The following is a 17,182-nucleotide window of genomic DNA, read 5'->3' on the forward strand; positions in this document are numbered from 1 at the left end:
ATGGCAGGAATTGCTGCGGAACATTCGGCAGAGCCGAGCGCGTCGGACATCAGACTGGTGATCGCCGCGTCCTCGATGGGCACGGTGTTCGAGTGGTACGATTTCTTCATCTACGGAACGCTTGCGGGAATCATCGGCAAGACCTTCTTCCCCTCTGGTAATGCCACGCTGGAGACGCTGCTGGTCTGGGCGGGCTTCGCAGTGGGCTTCGGCTTTCGCCCGCTGGGCGCGGTGCTCTTCGGCTACCTGGGTGACCGGCTCGGCCGCAAGTACACCTTCCTCGTCACGGTGACGCTGATGGGCATGGCGACCGCGGGCGTGGGGCTGACGCCTTCGGCCGAGGCCATCGGATACGCCGCGCCGGCGCTGGTGCTGCTGCTTCGGGTGCTTCAGGGGTTGGCTCTTGGCGGTGAATACGGCGGAGCGGCTATCTACGTTTCCGAACACTCGCCGCCTGGTCGGCGCGGTTTCCATACCGGCTTCATCCAGGCCAGTGTCGTCGGCGGGTTCGTACTTAGCCTGGTTGTCGTCCTGGGCTGCAAGGCGGCGATGAGCGCCGCCGTGTGGGAGGCATGGGGCTGGCGCGTTCCGTTCATTCTCAGCATCGTGCTGCTGGCGGTCTCCCTGTGGATGCGCCTCAAGCTTTCCGAAAGCCCGGTGTTCAGGGCCATGCGCGAAGAGGGTGAGATCGCGGGTAATCCCTTCGTCGAAAGTTTCACTTACCCCGGGAACCGCAAGCGCATCTTCATCGCGCTGTTCGGCATTGCCGCAGGGCTGACGGTGATCTGGTATACGGCGATGTTCTCTGCGCTGAGCTTCCTCAAGGGCGCGATGCGCATGGAGGACACCGCGGCGGAGATCATCGTCGGAAGCGCTGCGGCGCTCGGCATGGTGTTCTTCGTGATCTTCGGCAGCCTTTCCGACCGGATCGGACGCAAGAAGCCGATCGTCTGGGGCTATGCCCTTACGCTCGCCCTGCTGTTCCCGGCCTTCTGGATTATCGGAGACCATGCGAACCCGCACCTTTCGCGCGCTGCCGAGCGGGCGCCTATCTTCGTGGTAGGGCCGGACTGCGACTACAACCCCCTCGATTCTGAGCAGGCGACCCGCTGCGGCAAGCTCCTGAGCGATCTTGCGGGGGCGGGCGTTTCCTATCGTCTTTCGAAAGCGCCCGTACTGGTTCTTCAGGTGGGTGGACGTGCCTTGCCGCTCGAAACACATCCATGGGACGATCGCAAGGCCCGGAGCATGCAGCTGCAGCAATGGCTTGGCGAAGCCGGCTACAATTTCACCAAAGTACGGCCTGCTATCCGAGACGCTTTCGCCATCGGAGTGACGCTGCTGCTTCTGATGGCGCTGTCCGGCGCGACATACGGCCCAGTGGCGGCGCTTCTTTCCGAGATGTTCCCCCCGCGCATCCGCTATAGCTCGATGTCGATCCCCTATCACATCGGCACCGGCTACTTTGGCGGTTTCCTTCCGCTGATTTCCAGCTACATGGTCGCGAGCAGCGGCAATCCCTACCAGGGCCTTTGGTACACCTGGGGCGTTGTCGCGGTTGCCCTCGTCGTCTCGCTATGGGGGCTGCGGGGCGGCCTCCCGCGCGATTATGGTGAAGATGTTTCCTGAGTTTCCCGCTTCCGCCCTGCGTCTCGCTTTCGATCGCGATGCTCTTCGCTCCAACTGGCTGGCGCTCGATCGCCTCTCGGGAAGTGCCCGCGCCGGAGCGGCGGTAAAGGCGAACGGCTATGGCTTGGGTGCCAGGCAGGTGGTTCCGGTGCTGCACGCCGCCGGATGCCATGACTTCTTCGTCGCTCATTGGGGCGAGGCGCAGGACCTGCTCGACTGCGTGAGCCCAGCTGCGCTTTCCGTGCTGCATGGCCCGTTGACAGCGCAGGATGCCGCCTTCGCGCGCGAAACGGGCGTGACCCCGGTGATCAATTCACTGGCACAGGCGCGCCGCTGGACCGAGGCAGGCGGCGGCCGCTGCCATCTCATGGTCGACACCGGCATGAACCGCCTCGGCATCCGCCTCGAGGAACTCGGGGATGAGGCGATCGCGGCTCTCGATATCGATGTGCTGATCTCCCATCTCGCCTCGGCTGAGGAAGAAACCGACCTCAATGCCGTGCAGTGCGGGCGCTGGCAGGAAGCCCGCAAGCAGATACGCCATGCCCGGGCCAGCCTCGCCAACAGCGCCGGCATCGCGCTTGGCCGCGACTATCACGGCGACCTCACCCGACCCGGCATTGCGCTCTACGGCGGGGTTCCGCGTTCAGGCATGGAGGCGGACTTGCAGCAGGTCGTCCGGCCCGAGGCAGCGATCCTCCAGGTTCGCGAAGTGCCAGCGGGTGAGACCATTGGGTACAACGCCACTTTCACTGCAACTGCGCCCATGCGGGTGGGCGCGATCGCGCTGGGCTATGCCGACGGCTATCTGCGTTGCTGGTCGGACAAGGGACGGTTCCAGGCCAGGGGACATGACCTGCCAGTGCTCGGCCGCGTCAGCATGGATCTCACGGTGGTGGATCTCACCCATGCGCCGGATGTGGGCGAGGGCGACTGGATCGCCGCGGACTACGCGCTTCCGGCAGCGGCTGCGGCATCCGGCCTCTCGCAATACGAATTGCTTACCCTGCTAGGCCGACGGTTCGGCCGCTAGGGTTAATTCCCCAGGGTATCGATCGTCGGTTTTGCTGCGCAGCAAATTGTGTTGCGTTGCGACAACCGGGGGTGGTAACCTCTTGGCATACAGGTCGGGAACGAAGCAGAACGGGGATAGGCAATGGCTGAAACGGCGTCGCAGGACGACAACACGGTAATCATAAAAAAATACGCGAACCGTCGCCTCTACAATACGCGTTCTTCGAGCTACATTACGCTTGATCATCTCGCGAAAATGACGCGGGAAGGGGTCGACTACAAAGTGCTCGATGCGAAGACCGGCACCGACATCACGCATACGATCCTGACGCAGATCATCATGGAGGAAGAATCCAACGGAGAGCAGATGCTCCCGGTGAACTTCCTGCGCGAACTGATCAGCATGTACGGCAATTCGATGCAGTCGCTTGTGCCGCACTATCTCGAAGCCTCGATGGACAATTTCCGGGCCAACCAGACCAAGCTGCACAAGGCTTTCGAGGACAGCCTGGGCAACAATCCGCTGGCCAAGCTGGCGGAACAGAACATGGCCATGTTCAAGGCCGCCGCTTCCGCCTTTATGCCTGGAGCGGAAAAGCCGGAGCCTAAAGCGCCGCCCGCCGAAGATGCCGGCGATCTCGCGGCGCTGCGCGATCAGATGGCGGAAATCCAGAAGAGGCTTGACGCGCTGGGCAAATAAGGGTCTGCGCAGGTGCTCTCGCGGCGCGTAAGACGCGCCGCGACTTGCCTAGATCGCAACGGATGGTCCGTCGCGTCGCTCAGTTCAGGAAGAAGCACCCGTGTCTGCCATTCGCCACGCCCTCTCCACCAAGCGCGAGGACGACTTCGCCCAGTGGTACCAGGAAGTCATTTCCGAAGCCGAAATGGCCGAGGAATCGGGTGTTCGCGGGTGCATGGTCATCAAGCCGTGGGGCTACGGCATCTGGGAGCGCATCCAGCGCCTCATGGACGACCGCATCAAGGCGGCCGGTGTGACGAACTGCTACTTCCCTCTGTTCATCCCGCTGTCCTACTTCGCCAAGGAAGCCGAGCACGTCGAAGGCTTCGCGAAGGAAATGGCTGTCGTCACTCATCACCGGCTGGTCGGTGACGGCAAGGGCAGCCTCGTTCCCGACCCCGAAGCGAAGCTGGAAGAGCCGCTGATCGTCCGCCCGACTTCGGAAACGGTGATCGGCGCCGCCATGGCGCGCTGGGTGCAGTCGTGGCGCGATCTGCCGCTCATGGTCAATCAATGGGCCAATGTGGTGCGCTGGGAAATGCGCACCCGCATGTTCCTGCGCACCAGCGAGTTCCTCTGGCAGGAGGGCCACACCGCCCACGCCGATCGCGACGACGCCATGACCGAGACCCTGCGCGCGCTCGAAATGTACCGCGACTTTGCCGAAACCGAGCTGGCCATGCCGGTCGTCGCCGGCGAAAAGCCGGAGAACGAACGCTTCCCCGGCGCGGTCGCGACCTATTCGATCGAAGCCATGATGCAGGATGGCAAGGCGCTTCAGGCGGGTACTTCGCATTACCTCGGCACCGGTTTCGCCGAAGCGGCCGGCATCCAGTACCAGGACAAGGACGGTACCCAGCAATACGCCCACACGACCAGCTGGGGCACATCCACCCGCATGGTCGGGGGCGTCATCATGACGCATGGCGACGATGACGGCCTGCGCGTGCCGCCGATGATCGCCCCGCAGCAGATCGTGATTCTGCCGATGCTGCGGGACAATGACGAGGACGAAGCGCTGCTCGCTTATTGCGAAGAACTGCGCAAGGCGCTCGTCACCCAGTTCGCGCTCGGCGAGCCGCTGCGCGTCCTGCTCGACAAGCGTCCGGGCAAGGCCACGCAGAAGCGCTGGGCCTGGGTCAAGAAGGGCGTTCCGCTCATCCTCGAGATCGGCGGCCGCGATGCTGCCGGCGGCCAGGTTTCCATGCTGCGCCGCGACAAGCTCTGGAACGAGGCTGCCAAGGCGAACTTCGTCGGGCTGGCCAAGGAAGATTTCGTTTCCCGCGCTGCAGCCGAGATCGAAGACATTCAGAGCGCGCTTTTCGCAGAAGCCAAGGCCAAGCTGGACGCCAACATTTCCCGCGCTGACAGCTTCGACGGACTCGCCGCCTTCTTCTCGGAAGACAAGCGCTATCCGGGCTGGGTGGAAGTCGAATGGTCGCGTCCTACCGGTGCCGCACTCGAAGCCGTTGTCCAGAAGCTGAAGGCGCTCAAGCTGACCATCCGCAACACGCCGCTGGATTCCGCTCCGGTGACCGGTAACTGTGTGTTCACCGGCGATCCGGCAGTGGAACGCATCTACGTGGCAAGATCCTACTGATCTGAAAGGAGCAAGAGGGCGTGCTGGGATCGATCAAGTACAACCTGACGAACCTGCTGAACTTCAAGGGCCGCGACGCGCGGCAGACTTTCTGGTTCTACGTCCTCTTCCTCATCGTCATCCAATACGCGGTGGGTATGGTCATCGCGATGCCCATGATGGGCGGCATCATGAAGAGCGCCTTCATCGCCGCCCAGCAAGGCGTTACCGGCGACGACATGAATGCCCAGGTCATGAGCCAGATGGCCGGATACATGCGCACGTCGATGACGCTTTCCACCCTCGTTTCGCTAACCGCCGGACTGCTCTTGCTGGCGGCTTTCGCGCGGCGACTTCACGACTCCGGAAGACCGGGCTGGATCTCGGCGGTGACGTTTCTGCTTTCGCTTTCGTCCAAGGCGATTGTCTGGTCCAGAATGGATGAGATCGTCTCGACCATGCAGCGCGTGTCGGCGGATAATCTCGAGACGGCTTTCGCGATGCAGTCGAAGATGGTGGCGGCCAGTCTGCTGGGATATCTCGCCATTCTCATCGTCATAATCTTCGGCGTCTGGCCATCCAGTCCGGGACGGAATCGCTACGGCGAGGCCCCGGTTCGCTTCTGACGCTCTTGCCAATCGCGTCCGCCTTCGTGACAAGCACTGGCATGAAGAGGATTCTGGTCGCGAGCGCGCTATCCGCTACGTTGTTCCCCAATTTCGCTGTCGCTACGGCTGACAAGCCGCAGGCCTCACGCGCCGTGTCCGAGGCCCGGATGCGTGCGGACGTGGAAAAGCTGGTATCCTTCGGCACGCGCCACACGCTCTCCTCCGACATCGACCCGAAGCGCGGCATCGGCGCCGCCCGGCGCTGGGCCGCCGATGAACTGCGCAAGACCTCGAAAGGCTGCGGCGGCTGCCTGGAGGTGGTCCTGCCCGAAGCGATGGTGAGCGGCACGCGCATTCCGACCCCCGTGAAGATGGTCGATGTGGTCGCCATCCAGCGCGGCACCGAGCGCCCCGATGAAGTCGTGATCGTGCAGGCGCACATCGACAGCCGCGTGACCGACGTGATGGATGCCAGCAGCGATGCCCCAGGCGCCAACGACGACGGTTCGGGCGTTTCGCTCGTTCTCGAATCCGCCCGCGTCCTCTCGAAGCAGAAGTTCGCCGGGACCATCGTCTATGCCGCGCTCTCCGGCGAGGAGCAGGGGCTCTACGGCGGCAAGCTCCTGGCAGATTATGCGAAGCAGCAGGGCTGGACGGTGAAGGCTGTGCTCAACAACGATATCGTCGGCGGAACCCGCGGCTCCGACGGCCTGGTGGACGACAGGAACGTGCGCCTTTTCTCGGAAGGTCCCCGTGCCGACGCGACCGACAAGACCCGTGCCGACGCCCGCCGTTTCGGTGGGGAAAACGACAGCCCTGGTCGCAATATCTCGCGGTTCATCGCGGAACTGGCGAGCGGCGTGCAGGGTGATCTTGCCGTCAGGCAGGTCTGGCGGGCCGACCGCATGGGCCGCGGCGGGGACCAGTTGCCGTTCCTCGAACAGGGCAACCCGGCGGTGCGATTTTCGGTGGCGATCGAAGATTACGAGCACCAGCATCAGGACCTGCGCACCGAGAACGGCATCCGGTACGGCGACACGATCGAGGAGATGGATTTCCCCTACCTCGCCAAGGTGACACGCCTCAACATCGCTGCGCTCGCTGCCCTGGCGGCCGCTCCGATGCCGCCAACGGCCACGGCGGATGCTGCCGTGAAGACCTGGACCGACGTCAGCTGGAAGCCGGTTGCCGGTGCTGCGGCTTACTCGGTCTGGCGCCGCCGCACCGATGCGCCGGAATGGGAAACGCAGCCGATGGTCGCTCGCACGACGCAAACGAGTGTGAAGCTCGATGGTCTTCGCGGCGACGATTGGATACTGGGCGTCCGCTCGATCGCGGCGGACGGCAGCGTCAGCCCGATCGCCGCGGCGGTTCCGGGCGGAGGGTTTACTCCGCTTTCCCAATTGCCTTGATCCTTCCGATGATCGAACCTCATTGGCGGGTAATCGCAGTGCAGGGCGCGAGACGTGCTCGGATGGGGCCAAGGAAAACTATGTTGTGGGGCGAAGGTCGTCGTGACACTCGGCGCGTGGCGGCAGTCTTGGACTGCGATTTCGGGGGACGGGTGATTTCAGGCGACGGTGAGCGAGCATGGCGTTGACGCAGCATTTCGATTATCTGCACGTCTTCGCAGGCATGCTGGTCGGCGTATTGGTCGGACTGACCGGGGTGGGCGGCGGCTCGCTGATGACGCCGTTGCTGGTGCTGCTGTTCGGCGTAAGCCCGCAGACGGCGGTCGGCACCGATCTTCTGTTCGCCGCGACGACCAAGATCGCGGGCTCGGTGGTCCACGGCAAGCGCGAGACGGTGGACTGGCGGATCGTGCGGCGCATGGCCTGCGGCAGTGTTCCGGCGGCCATCCTGACGCTGGTCATGCTGTCCTGGTTCGGCAAAGTCGGCCAGTCCACCGAGCACTTTATCATGATCTCGCTGTCGGTGCTGTTGGGGATCACCGCCCTTGCCGTGATCTGCCGCAAGTGGCTGCTGCGGCTCGCGCAGAATGTCGATCCGGCCCAGCCTCGCTCGCGCGTGCTGGCAGGGACCGTTCTGCTGGGCGCGGCCATCGGAGTGGCCGTATCGATCTCCTCCGTAGGGGCGGGCGCGATCGGCATGACGGTGCTGCTGGTGCTCTATCCGAAGCTCCCTGTGGCGCGGATCGTCGGTTCCGACATCGCCCATGCCGTTCCGCTGGCGCTGATAGCCGGCTTCGGACACTGGATGATCGGCGATGTTGATTTCGCTCTATTGGCGGTCCTGCTGGTCGGCTCGATACCGGGGGTGGTGATCGGCAGCTATCTCTCGTCCCACGCGTCCGACCGCATACTCCAGCCTTTGCTGGCTTGCGTGCTGGCGGTGTCCTCCTGGCAGCTGTTCCTCAAGGCCGGCGCCGGCGAAAAGCACGATGCCCGGCCTGAACCGGCTGAGGCGATATCGATCGCCGGTTCCGCGACGGCCAGCCAGCCGTGAACCCGCGCCAGTCGGAGCATGAGTAGCGCCATTGCAATGACGGCCATTCGGGCGCATGGCGGAAACCATGCCTTCCAAAAACCGGCCCGCACATGGCCTGCCGTCGCGCAAGCAGATCCTCGACCTCATCCAGAACTCGGCCGAACCCATCGGCAAACGCGAAATCGCGCGGGAGTTCGGGCTCAAAGGCCATGAGAAGATAGAGCTCAAGGCGCTGCTCAAGGACATGGCCGAGGAAGGCTTGATCGACGGCAAGCGCACTGCTTTCCACCGCATGGGCGGACTGCCCAAGGTCACCGTGCTGCGCGTCGTGGAAGTGGACGAAGGCGAGCCCGTCGCCATTCCCGACACCTGGACTCCCGACGATGCCACGCCGCCGCCGCGCATCCGCCTGATCGAGAAGGGACGCTCGGCGCTGCGCAAGGGCGACCGCGTGCTGGCGCGTACGGAAGAGACGGTAACCGGATGGCGCGCTTATCCGATGAAGAAGCTGATGCTGCGGTCGGAGCAGATGCTCGGCGTCGTCGAGATCGACGGCGCGGGCAAGCCGTGGCTCGCCCCGGTCGACAAGCGCATCCGCAATTCCTCGCCCATCTCGGACCTCGGCGGCGCCGAAAAGGGCGAGCTGGTGCTGGCCGAGCCGATCGGCCGCTCCGCGCGTCCTTCTGTCAAGGTCACCGAGGTGCTTGGCGAGCCTTTGGCGCCCAAAGCCTTCAGCCTGATCGCCATCCACAAGCACGGCATTCCCAACCACTTCGACGACGAGACCATTTCCGAGGCCGAGCGAGCCGCGAAAATGCCGCTCAGCCACGACAAGCGCGAGGACTTGCGGCATCTTCCCATCGTCGCGATCGATCCCTCGGACGCGCGCGATCACGACGACGCGATCTGGGCCAAGCCGAACGAGGAGGGCGGTTTCGACGCCCTCGTCGCGATCGCCGACGTCTCTTTCTACGTCCGTCCCGGCGGCCATATCGACCGCGAGGCGCGGCGGCGCGGCAATTCGGTCTATTTCCCCGACCGGGTCGTGCCGATGCTGCCCGAAGTGCTCAGCGCCGACGTCTGCTCGCTGCGCTCGGGCGAGGACCGCGCGGCCATGGCCTGTCACCTGAAGATCGACGGACAGGGCAAGGTGACCGAATGGCGCTTCACCCGCGCCCTCGTCCGCATCGACGAAGTCATCGCCTATGAAGAGGCCCAGGCCCGCATCGACGAAGGCCGGGCTCAGCAGCATCTGCAAGACTTGTGGGCATGCTGGAAATTGCTTGCCAAGGCCCGCGCGGACCGTGACCCGCTCGAACTGGAACTTCCCGAACGCCGGGTTAAGCTGGACGAGCAGGGCCGAATCACTGAAATCGCCATTCGCGAGCGGCTTGATGCCCACCGCGTTGTGGAGGATTTCATGATTTCCGCCAACGTGGCAGCAGCGAAGGCTCTCGAGGCCAAAGTGGCTCCAGTGGTCTACCGCGTTCACGAAACGCCGAGCCGCGAAAAGCTGACGTCGCTCAAGGACTATCTCGCGACCTTCGGCCGCAAGCTCTCGCTGGGGCAGGTCATAACGCCCGGCCTGTTCAACCGCATGCTCAAGGATATCGCGGACGAGAGCGAGAAGGCGCTGATCATGGAAGCCGTGCTGCGCAGCCAGACCCAGGCCTATTACGGCCCTCGCAACGAGGGCCACTTCGGTCTCGCGCTGGGGTCCTACGCGCACTTCACGTCGCCGATCCGCCGCTATGCCGACCTTCTGGTGCACCGCGCGCTCGTCGATGCCTACGGCCTGGAACAGCCGAAGCCGGAAAGCGACATCCCGGCCGCTTCGGGCCTGTCCGACCGGGATCGCGACGACCTTGGCCGGGTCAGCGAAGCGATCAGCAATTACGAGCGCCGCGCCATGGAAGCCGAGCGCGAGACCATCGACCGCTACGTCGCCGCCTGGCTTTCCGGCCGCGTCGGACAGGTCTTCGACACCCGCATCACCGGCGTGCAGAAATTCGGCTTCTTCGCGACCATCATCGGTCTTGGTGGCGACGGACTGGTCCCGGTTTCGACGTTGGGCGACGAACGCTTCGCCTATGACGAGAAGGCGCAAGTGCTGGAGGGCGAAAGCACCGGCACCACCTTCGGCATGGGCCAGATCCTGCGCCTGCGCCTGGCCGAGGCCAATCCGCTGACCGGCGCCCTCAAGTTCGAGCTGGAGGAAGGCGGGGGCCGCATCGAGCAGCGCGGCAAGCCGGCCCCCCTCAAGAAAAAGGGCAAGCACTTCGTTTCGCCGCGCGGCAGGCCGGGGAATATCCGGCATCAGGGTCGGAAGAAGAAGTAAGGCGCGGAAGAAGAAGCCTCGTCGTCCCGGACTTGATCCGGGACCGGTGGCGGTCTTTAGGAGCCACGCTCTCGGGTCAGCGCCCTGCCGATCGTTGTGCGACCCTCGGCCAGCGGCCCCGGATCAAGTGCGGGACGGCGGCCTCTAGCTCAGCCGCTCGATCGCCTCCGCATCGAGCGTGCCTGGAATGACGAAGACCGGGCAGGGCATCTGTCCCAGGCCGGCACCGGTGAAGTGCGTCACCAGCGGCCCCGGCCCGCCTTCCTTGGCAGCACCGAGCACGAGCGCGGAGACCTCTGCGTTCTCCTTCAGGTACTCGCGCACGATCTTGATGTCTTCTCCCATGCGAACGGAGATGACCGGCATCTTGGCGCCTTGTGATAAAAGGTTTCCGGCAGCGGCCGTCACCAGCGTTTCGGCCCGGGCGCGAGCTTCTTCCTCGATGGTTGCCTGAACCCCTCCGAAGGCATTGAACGGCTGGGGTGGAACGATGGCCAGAAGATGCAGCGCGCCGTCGGTTTTCGCGGCGCGGCGCGCGGCGAATTGCAACGCCACCAGCGCTTCTTCCGTTTCGTCCACGATGACCAGGTAGATGCGCATAGGTTTCCTCTCGAGGCGGCTTATCGGGCTATTCAGGTCGCGGTGCAAGCCATCACGATTGCGAAAAAAGCCGTGCGAAGGCGCTTGTGCGCGGGCTTCAACTTGTCCAAGGAAAGGCGGACCCCGCATACCTCCCCAAGGAAAACAAGGGACACACAAGCTTCCATGCCCATCGACATCAAGATGCCCGCCCTGTCCCCCACTATGGAAGAGGGAAAACTGGCAAAATGGCTGGTTAAGGAAGGCGACACCGTCAGCTCCGGCGACATCATGGCCGAGATCGAGACTGACAAGGCCACCATGGAATTCGAAGCCGTGGACGAAGGCGTCATCGGCAAGATTCTCGTGGCCGAGGGCACCGACGGCGTGAAGGTCGGCACCGTAATCGCCGTCCTTGCCGGAGAAGGCGAAGACGCCAGCGCCGTTTCCGCCGCGCCTGCCAAGACCGAAGCGCCCAAGGCTGCCCCCAAGGCCGTCGAAGCCGCTCCGGCGCCCGCAGCAAGCGCACCGGCTCCCGCATCCAAGGCGCCTGCCTCGAAGGAAGGCCGCATCGCAGCCTCGCCGCTCGCCAAGCGCGTCGCTGCCGACAAGGGCATCGACCTCGCGACCGTTACCGGCTCCGGCCCGAACGGCCGGATCGTCCGCGCGGACGTTGAAGGCGCCAAGGCCGCTCCGTCCAAGCCCGCAGCCGCCGCTCCGGCGTCCGCCGCCGCTGGCGAAGCCAAGGCCCCGGCCGTCGACATGGCACCGGAAACCCGCGCACTGCTCGACGACCGCGTCCCGCATTCGGTCGAGAAGCTTTCGGGCATGCGCAAGACGATCGCCAAGCGCCTGACCCAGTCCAAGCAGGAAGCGCCGCACATCTACCTCTCGGTCGATGTCAACCTCGACAAGCTGCTGGCCCTGCGCGGCGAGATCAACGCCATGCTCGAAAAGCAGGGCGTGAAGGTTTCGGTCAACGACATGCTGGTCAAGGCCCTTGGCCGCGCCCTGATCGATGTGCCGGAATGCAACGTGACCTTCGCCGGGAACGAGCTGATCAAGTATGCCCGCGCCGACGTTTCGGTCGCCGTGTCGATCCCCGGCGGCCTGATCACGCCGATCGTCACCGACGCCAGCGGCAAGTCGTTCTCGCAGATCGCCAAGGACATGAAGGACCTCGGCTCTCGCGCCCGCGAAGGCAAGCTCCAGCCCACCGAGTACCAGGGCGGCACCGCCTCGATCTCGAACATGGGCATGATGGGCATCAAGCAGTTCTCGGCCGTGATCAACCCGCCGCAGTCGACGATCATGGCGATCGGCGCGGGCGACAAGCGTCCCTGGGTCATGCCTGACGGCACGCTCGGCGTGGCCAGCGTGATGACTGCCACCGGCAGCTTCGACCACCGCGCGGTGGACGGTGCGGACGGTGCCCGTCTCATGGCCGCTTTCCGCGAATACGTGGAAGCGCCGCTGAGCATGGTCGCCTAAGTGCCCGAAGCACGACGTGACCCGGTGATCCGGGTCACGGCCATGCCGGCCGACGCCAATGCCTACGGAGACATCTTCGGCGGCTGGCTGATGAGCCAGATGGACATGGGTGCCGGCCTCGTCGCCGCCCGTCGCTCGCGCGGACGCGCGGTGACGGTGGCGATGGACGGCATGCAGTTCCACCTGCCCGTAAAGGTAGGTGACGAAGTCTCGGTCTACGGCGAAATCCAGCGCGTGGGCCGCACTTCGCTGACCATCGCCATCGAGGCCTGGCGCCGCCACCGGCATGAAGAGGAAGAAGTGAAGGTGACGCAGGCCGTGTTCACCTTCGTCGCGGTGAACGAATTCGGCAAACCGCGCGCCATCGATCAGGAGAAGTAAGACAGTGGCTGATACCTACGACGTCATCGTCCTCGGTTCGGGCCCCGGCGGTTATGTCGCGGCCATCCGCGCCGCCCAGCTGGGCCTGAAGACCGCCATCGTCGAGCGCGAGCTGCTCGGCGGCATCTGCCTCAACTGGGGCTGCATCCCGACCAAGGCGCTGCTGCGCTCGGCCGAGGTGTTCCACCAGATGCAGCATGCCAAGAACTACGGCCTGGCCGCGGACAACATCACCGCCGACCTTGCCGCCATCGTCAAGCGTTCGCGCGGCGTTGCAGCCCAGCTCAACGCAGGTGTCACGCACCTGATGAAGAAGAACAAGATCACCGTCCACATGGGCACCGGCAAGCTGGTCGCCAAGGGCAAGCTGGCGGTGACCGACAAGGACGGCAAGACCGCCGAACTGGGCGCGAAGCACATCATCGTCGCCACCGGCGCGCGTGCCCGCGAGCTGCCCTTCGCCAAGGCCGACGGCAAGCGCATCTGGACCTATCGCCACGCAATGACCCCGTCCGAGATGCCGACCAAGCTGCTGGTCATGGGCTCGGGCGCGATCGGCATCGAATTCGCCAGCTTCTACAACGACATGGGCGTGGATGTCACGGTCGTGGAGATGCTCGACCGGATCGTGCCGGTTGAGGACAAGGACGTTTCCGCGTTCCTCGAAAAGGCCCTCACCAAGCAGGGCATGAAAATCATGACCGGCGCCGGCGTCGAGGCGATCACCGCCAACGACAAGGGCGTGAAGGCCAAGATCAAGGGCAAGGACGGCAAGGTCGTCGAGCACGACTTCAGCCATGTCATCTCGGCCGTGGGCATCGTGCCCAACACCGAGGAGATCGGACTGGAAGCACTCGGCATAAAGGCCGACCGCGGCTTCATCCAGATCGACGACTATGGCCGCACCAATGCCGCCGGCATCTGGGCCATCGGCGACTGCACGCCCGGACCCTGGCTCGCCCACAAGGCCAGCCATGAAGGCGTGACCGCTGCCGAATCGATCGCCAAGGAACTGGGCAACAAGGACGTCCACCCGCACGGTCTCGACCGTAACAATATCCCGGGCTGCACCTACTGCCACCCGCAGATCGCTTCGGTCGGCATGACCGAGGAAAAGGCCAAGGAAGCGGGCTACACCGTCAAGGCCGGCACTTTCCCGTTCATCGGCAACGGCAAGGCGATCGCGCTGGGCGAGCCGGAAGGCTTCGTGAAGACCGTGTTCGACGCCAAGACCGGCGAACTGCTCGGCGCCCACATGATCGGCGCGGAAGTCACCGAGATGATCCAGGGCTACGTCGTCGGCAAGACGCTGGAAACCACCGAGGCGGAACTGATGCAGACCGTGTTCCCGCATCCGACGATCTCGGAAGCGATGCACGAATCGGTTCTGGCCGCCTACGGTCGCGCGATCCACATCTGAGCCTTCGGCCAGAGAGCCGACAGATCAGACGCAAAAGAGAAGGGCGGGTCCGCATGGGCCCGCCCTTCTCTTATCGGCGCTCGGGTGGATATTCGCTTCAGAACGTCCGCGAGAGAATGACCAGCGCGGGATCGCCGATAAACGGCTCCGGAATGAAGCCCTTGTCGCGCTCCACTTCGATGGCGGCGCTGTTCTCACGGCTCTCGATGGCGATCACCCGCTTGCAGCCGCGCTGCTCGGCTTGCCTGCCGAGGAAATCGAGCATGGCCCAGCCGACGCCCTGGCCCTTGTGGTCGGCGCGCACGGAAATGGCCACTTCGCCCGTATCGCCCTCGTCGTCGTAGGCCAGCACGCCCGAAGCGATGATCTCGCCGCGATCCGAAAAGCCCAGCCACGATTCGGTCTGGTAATGATCCGCCTTGACGATGGGCGCAATCTGCTGCGGGCTGACCCGGTCGGCCGCGGCGAAGAAACGGAAGCGGCGGTCGTCGTCGGTGACTTGTTCGAAGAACTGCGAGAGCGCTTCGGCGTCGGTTTCCCGCGCTGGCCGAACGTCAAGCCTGGTGCCGGATCGGGTCGGTAGCGTGATGGCGTCGTTGAGCGACATGAGTCAGGTCTCCGCTAGTTCCATGCGTTCGAGGGATAAGCCTTCCCAAGACGGAAGTCTTTGATCGGGATCATCGCCCAGGCGTGCGGAAACGGCAAGGCTGACACGGCCGGTCGGTTATGTTCCACTGCCGAAACAAGGCGGCCGAAGACAGTGGCGCTTGGCGATCGATCGGTTAAGGTGGCGAGGAAGCGGCGGCTCCCAAGCGCGCCCGGAACGAAGGCGGCCGGAAGGATACCGGCAAGAGGAGAAGGACATCATGGCCGAGGCCATCTATCCCGTGCCCAGCGAATGGGCGAAGAACGCCCTGATCGACGCGGCGCGCTATGAGGACATGTATGCGCGTTCGCTGGAAGATCCCGAGGGCTTCTGGCGCGGGGAAGCCCAGCGGATCGACTGGATCAAGCCGTTCAGCGTGGTCAAGCAGACCAGCTTTCACGAAGCGGACTTCGGGATTTCGTGGTTTACCGACGGCACGCTCAATCTTTCGGCCAACTGCCTTGACCGTCACCTTGCCGAGCGCGGCGATGCCGTGGCTATTCTCTGGGAGCCGGATGATCCGAAGAACCCCGAGCGCCGCATCACTTACCGCGAGCTCCACGAAGCGGTCTGCCGCTTCGCCAACCTGCTGAAAGCCAGGGGCGTCAAGCGCGGCGAGCGAGTGACGATCTACCTGCCGATGGTGCCAGAAGCGGCTGTGGCCATGCTCGCCTGCGCGCGGATCGGTGCGATCCACTCCATCGTTTTCGCCGGCTTCTCTCCGGACGCGCTGGGAGGGCGTATCCAGGACTGCGACAGCCGCATTGTCCTCACTTCGGACGAGGGTCTGCGCGGGGGCAAGAAGATCGCGCTCAAGGCCAATGTGGACGAAGCGCTCAAGGCCTGTCCGGGTGTCGACACCGTCATTGTGCTGGGCCACACCGGCGCCGACGTGCCGATGGTTAAGGGCCGCGACATCGACTGGGCTTCGGCCGTTTCGGAACAGTCGGCCCACTGCCCACCGGAGGAAATGAACGCGGAAGATCCGCTGTTCATCCTCTACACCTCGGGCTCCACGGGCAAGCCGAAGGGCGTGCTCCACACGACCGGTGGCTATTCCGTCTGGGCCTCGATGACGCACGAATACGTCTTCGACTACCGCCCCGGCCAGATCTACTGGTGCGCGGCGGATATCGGCTGGGTGACCGGGCACTCCTACGTCGTCTACGGCCCGCTGATGAACGGGGCGACGACGGTCATGTTCGAAGGCGTCCCGAATTTCCCCGATCCCAGCCGGTTCTGGCAAGTCGTCGACAAGTTCCAGGTCGAGATCTTCTACGGTGCCCCCACGGCTCTGCGCGCGCTGATGCGCGAGGGCGACGACTGGGTGAAGAAGACCTCGCGCCAGAGCCTGCGCCTGCTCGGCTCGGTGGGAGAGCCGATCAATCCCGAGGCCTGGTCCTGGTATCACGAAGTGGTGGGCGAGGGGCGCTGCCCGATCGTCGACACCTGGTGGCAGACCGAGACCGGCGGCGCCATGATCACCCCGCTGCCCGGCGCCACCGCGCTGAAGCCCGGCTCCGCCAGCAAGCCGCTGTTCGGCGTGAAGCCCATGCTGCTCGACAACGACGGCACCGTGCTGGATGGCTCTACGGACGGCTGCCTGGTCATCGCCGACAGCTGGCCAGGCCAGATGCGGACTGTCTGGGGCGATCACGAACGCTTCTTCCAGACCTATTTCACGACTTTCCCAGGCTATTACTTCACCGGTGACGGCTGCCGCCGCGATGAGGACGGCTACTTCTGGATCACCGGCCGCATCGATGACGTCATCAACGTCTCGGGCCACCGCATGGGTACAGCGGAAGTCGAATCCGCACTCGTCGCTCACCCGGCCGTGGCCGAAGCCGCGGTCGTCGGCATGCCGCACGAGATCAAGGGGCAGGGCATCTACGCCTTCGTCACCTGCAATGCTGAAATCGAGCCGGATGAAGAGCTGCGCCGAGACCTTATCAAATGGGTCCGTCACGAGATCGGCCCCATCGCCACGCCGGACGTGATCCAATTCACGCCAAGCCTGCCGAAGACCCGCTCGGGCAAGATCATGCGCCGCATCTTGCGAAAGATCGGTGAGAACGACTTCTCGAACCTGGGCGACACATCGACACTGGCCGATCCATCGGTCGTCGACAACCTGATCGCTGGCCGGCCGCAACCCGCGGCAGCTTGAAACCTGGACGGAACGCCGGTTGGCCGCCGGGTCGGCGCTGCCGGCGTTCTTTCCATCGTCAAGCAATCAGGCGGACTCTGCGCGCAGCAATTGTGTCATGGAAGGTACGTAAGGTTTCCCTCTGGTAAACAGAGGCGAAT

14 protein-coding genes are annotated in these 17,182 nt (G+C 64.3%); 12 read left to right on the top strand and 2 right to left on the bottom strand.

Translation table 11 applies throughout. The features are described from left to right. The 8 genes from L284_RS28195 to rnr all read left to right on the top strand — a co-directional run bounded on the left by L284_RS28195 (position 1) and on the right by rnr (position 10,355). A complete protein-coding gene (locus L284_RS28195; RefSeq protein ID WP_031341490.1) occupies positions 1-1,629 on the top strand; it encodes an MFS transporter in 1,629 nt (542 codons plus the stop codon). After that, on the top strand, positions 1,619-2,662 hold the full coding sequence (gene alr / locus L284_RS28200) for an alanine racemase (protein ID WP_021232632.1): 1,044 nt from the start codon (positions 1,619-1,621) through the stop codon (positions 2,660-2,662). Before L284_RS28195 ends, alr begins: the two co-directional genes overlap by 11 nt. A 123-nt stretch (positions 2,663-2,785) precedes the next feature. Further along, positions 2,786-3,343 carry a polyhydroxyalkanoate synthesis repressor PhaR gene (phaR, locus tag L284_RS28205; protein ID WP_021232633.1) on the top strand — a complete coding sequence of 186 codons (558 nt, stop codon included), beginning with the start codon at positions 2,786-2,788 and terminating at the stop codon, positions 3,341-3,343. 100 nt (positions 3,344-3,443) lie between these two features. After that, complete coding sequence (gene proS, locus L284_RS28210; protein ID WP_021232634.1) at positions 3,444-4,982, top strand: proline--tRNA ligase; 1,539 nt, start codon at positions 3,444-3,446, stop codon at positions 4,980-4,982. Between the two features lie 20 nt (positions 4,983-5,002). Beyond that, the gene (locus L284_RS28215; RefSeq protein WP_021232635.1) at positions 5,003-5,587 is read left to right on the top strand and encodes a DUF805 domain-containing protein; all 585 of its coding nucleotides are present in this window, start codon (positions 5,003-5,005) and stop codon (positions 5,585-5,587) included. 41 nt (positions 5,588-5,628) lie between these two features. Continuing rightward, positions 5,629-6,981 (top strand): M28 family peptidase, encoded by a 1,353-nt coding sequence (locus tag L284_RS28220; RefSeq protein ID WP_031341491.1) that lies wholly within the window; start codon positions 5,629-5,631, stop codon positions 6,979-6,981. 178 nt (positions 6,982-7,159) lie between these two features. Further along, positions 7,160-8,035, top strand: coding sequence for a sulfite exporter TauE/SafE family protein (locus tag L284_RS28225; RefSeq protein WP_021232637.1), 876 nt, complete (start codon positions 7,160-7,162; stop codon positions 8,033-8,035). Between the two features lie 67 nt (positions 8,036-8,102). Then, a complete protein-coding gene (rnr, locus tag L284_RS28230) occupies positions 8,103-10,355 on the top strand; it encodes a ribonuclease R (protein ID WP_031341494.1) in 2,253 nt (750 codons plus the stop codon). Positions 10,356-10,499: 144 nt separating this feature from the next. Here the strand turns inward: rnr and L284_RS28235 are convergent, their stop codons facing one another. Next, positions 10,500-10,955 carry a universal stress protein gene (locus L284_RS28235; RefSeq protein WP_021232639.1) on the bottom strand — a complete coding sequence of 152 codons (456 nt, stop codon included), beginning with the start codon at positions 10,953-10,955 and terminating at the stop codon, positions 10,500-10,502. Between the two features lie 165 nt (positions 10,956-11,120). On the opposite strand from L284_RS28235, the gene L284_RS28240 reads away from it, so the two are divergent. From L284_RS28240 to lpdA, 3 genes are read left to right on the top strand one after another with little or no spacing between them, the layout of a single operon-like run. Beyond that, positions 11,121-12,425: a pyruvate dehydrogenase complex dihydrolipoamide acetyltransferase gene (locus tag L284_RS28240; protein WP_031341495.1), complete on the top strand. Its 1,305-nt coding sequence runs from the start codon at positions 11,121-11,123 to the stop codon at positions 12,423-12,425. Between the two features lie 42 nt (positions 12,426-12,467). Next, positions 12,468-12,806, top strand: coding sequence for an acyl-CoA thioesterase (locus L284_RS28245; protein ID WP_081673882.1), 339 nt, complete (start codon positions 12,468-12,470; stop codon positions 12,804-12,806). A 4-nt stretch (positions 12,807-12,810) separates the two neighbouring features. Continuing rightward, positions 12,811-14,226 carry a dihydrolipoyl dehydrogenase gene (lpdA, locus tag L284_RS28250; protein WP_021232643.1) on the top strand — a complete coding sequence of 472 codons (1,416 nt, stop codon included), beginning with the start codon at positions 12,811-12,813 and terminating at the stop codon, positions 14,224-14,226. Between the two features lie 97 nt (positions 14,227-14,323). Here lpdA and L284_RS28255 read toward each other — a convergent pair whose 3' ends face one another. Next, positions 14,324-14,833 (bottom strand): GNAT family N-acetyltransferase, encoded by a 510-nt coding sequence (locus L284_RS28255; RefSeq protein ID WP_021232644.1) that lies wholly within the window; start codon positions 14,831-14,833, stop codon positions 14,324-14,326. 259 nt (positions 14,834-15,092) lie between these two features. Here L284_RS28255 and acs point away from each other — a divergent pair, with 259 nt between their 5' ends. Then, positions 15,093-17,042 (top strand): acetate--CoA ligase, encoded by a 1,950-nt coding sequence (gene acs / locus L284_RS28260; RefSeq protein WP_021232645.1) that lies wholly within the window; start codon positions 15,093-15,095, stop codon positions 17,040-17,042. Positions 17,043-17,182: the final 140 nt, after the last annotated feature.

Origin of the sequence: Novosphingobium lindaniclasticum LE124 (assembly GCF_000445125.1) — a bacterium.
GTDB classification, from domain to species: Bacteria; Pseudomonadota; Alphaproteobacteria; order Sphingomonadales; family Sphingomonadaceae; genus Novosphingobium; species Novosphingobium lindaniclasticum.

What these genes read in the sequence shown, in the direction of transcription:
- L284_RS28195 (WP_031341490.1), top strand. Translation starts at nt 1, where the DNA reads ATGGCAGGAATTGCTGCGGAACATTCGGCAGAGCCGAGCGCGTCGGAC.
- alr (WP_021232632.1), top strand. Translation starts at nt 1,619, where the DNA reads ATGTTTCCTGAGTTTCCCGCTTCCGCCCTGCGTCTCGCTTTCGATCGC.
- phaR (WP_021232633.1), top strand. Translation starts at nt 2,786, where the DNA reads ATGGCTGAAACGGCGTCGCAGGACGACAACACGGTAATCATAAAAAAA.
- L284_RS28220 (WP_031341491.1), top strand. Translation starts at nt 5,629, where the DNA reads ATGAAGAGGATTCTGGTCGCGAGCGCGCTATCCGCTACGTTGTTCCCC.
- L284_RS28225 (WP_021232637.1), top strand. Translation starts at nt 7,160, where the DNA reads ATGGCGTTGACGCAGCATTTCGATTATCTGCACGTCTTCGCAGGCATG.
- rnr (WP_031341494.1), top strand. Translation starts at nt 8,103, where the DNA reads ATGCCTTCCAAAAACCGGCCCGCACATGGCCTGCCGTCGCGCAAGCAG.
- L284_RS28235 (WP_021232639.1), bottom strand. Translation starts at nt 10,955, where the DNA reads ATGCGCATCTACCTGGTCATCGTGGACGAAACGGAAGAAGCGCTGGTG.
- L284_RS28240 (WP_031341495.1), top strand. Translation starts at nt 11,121, where the DNA reads ATGCCCATCGACATCAAGATGCCCGCCCTGTCCCCCACTATGGAAGAG.
- L284_RS28245 (WP_081673882.1), top strand. Translation starts at nt 12,468, where the DNA reads ATGCCGGCCGACGCCAATGCCTACGGAGACATCTTCGGCGGCTGGCTG.
- L284_RS28255 (WP_021232644.1), bottom strand. Translation starts at nt 14,833, where the DNA reads ATGTCGCTCAACGACGCCATCACGCTACCGACCCGATCCGGCACCAGG.
- acs (WP_021232645.1), top strand. Translation starts at nt 15,093, where the DNA reads ATGGCCGAGGCCATCTATCCCGTGCCCAGCGAATGGGCGAAGAACGCC.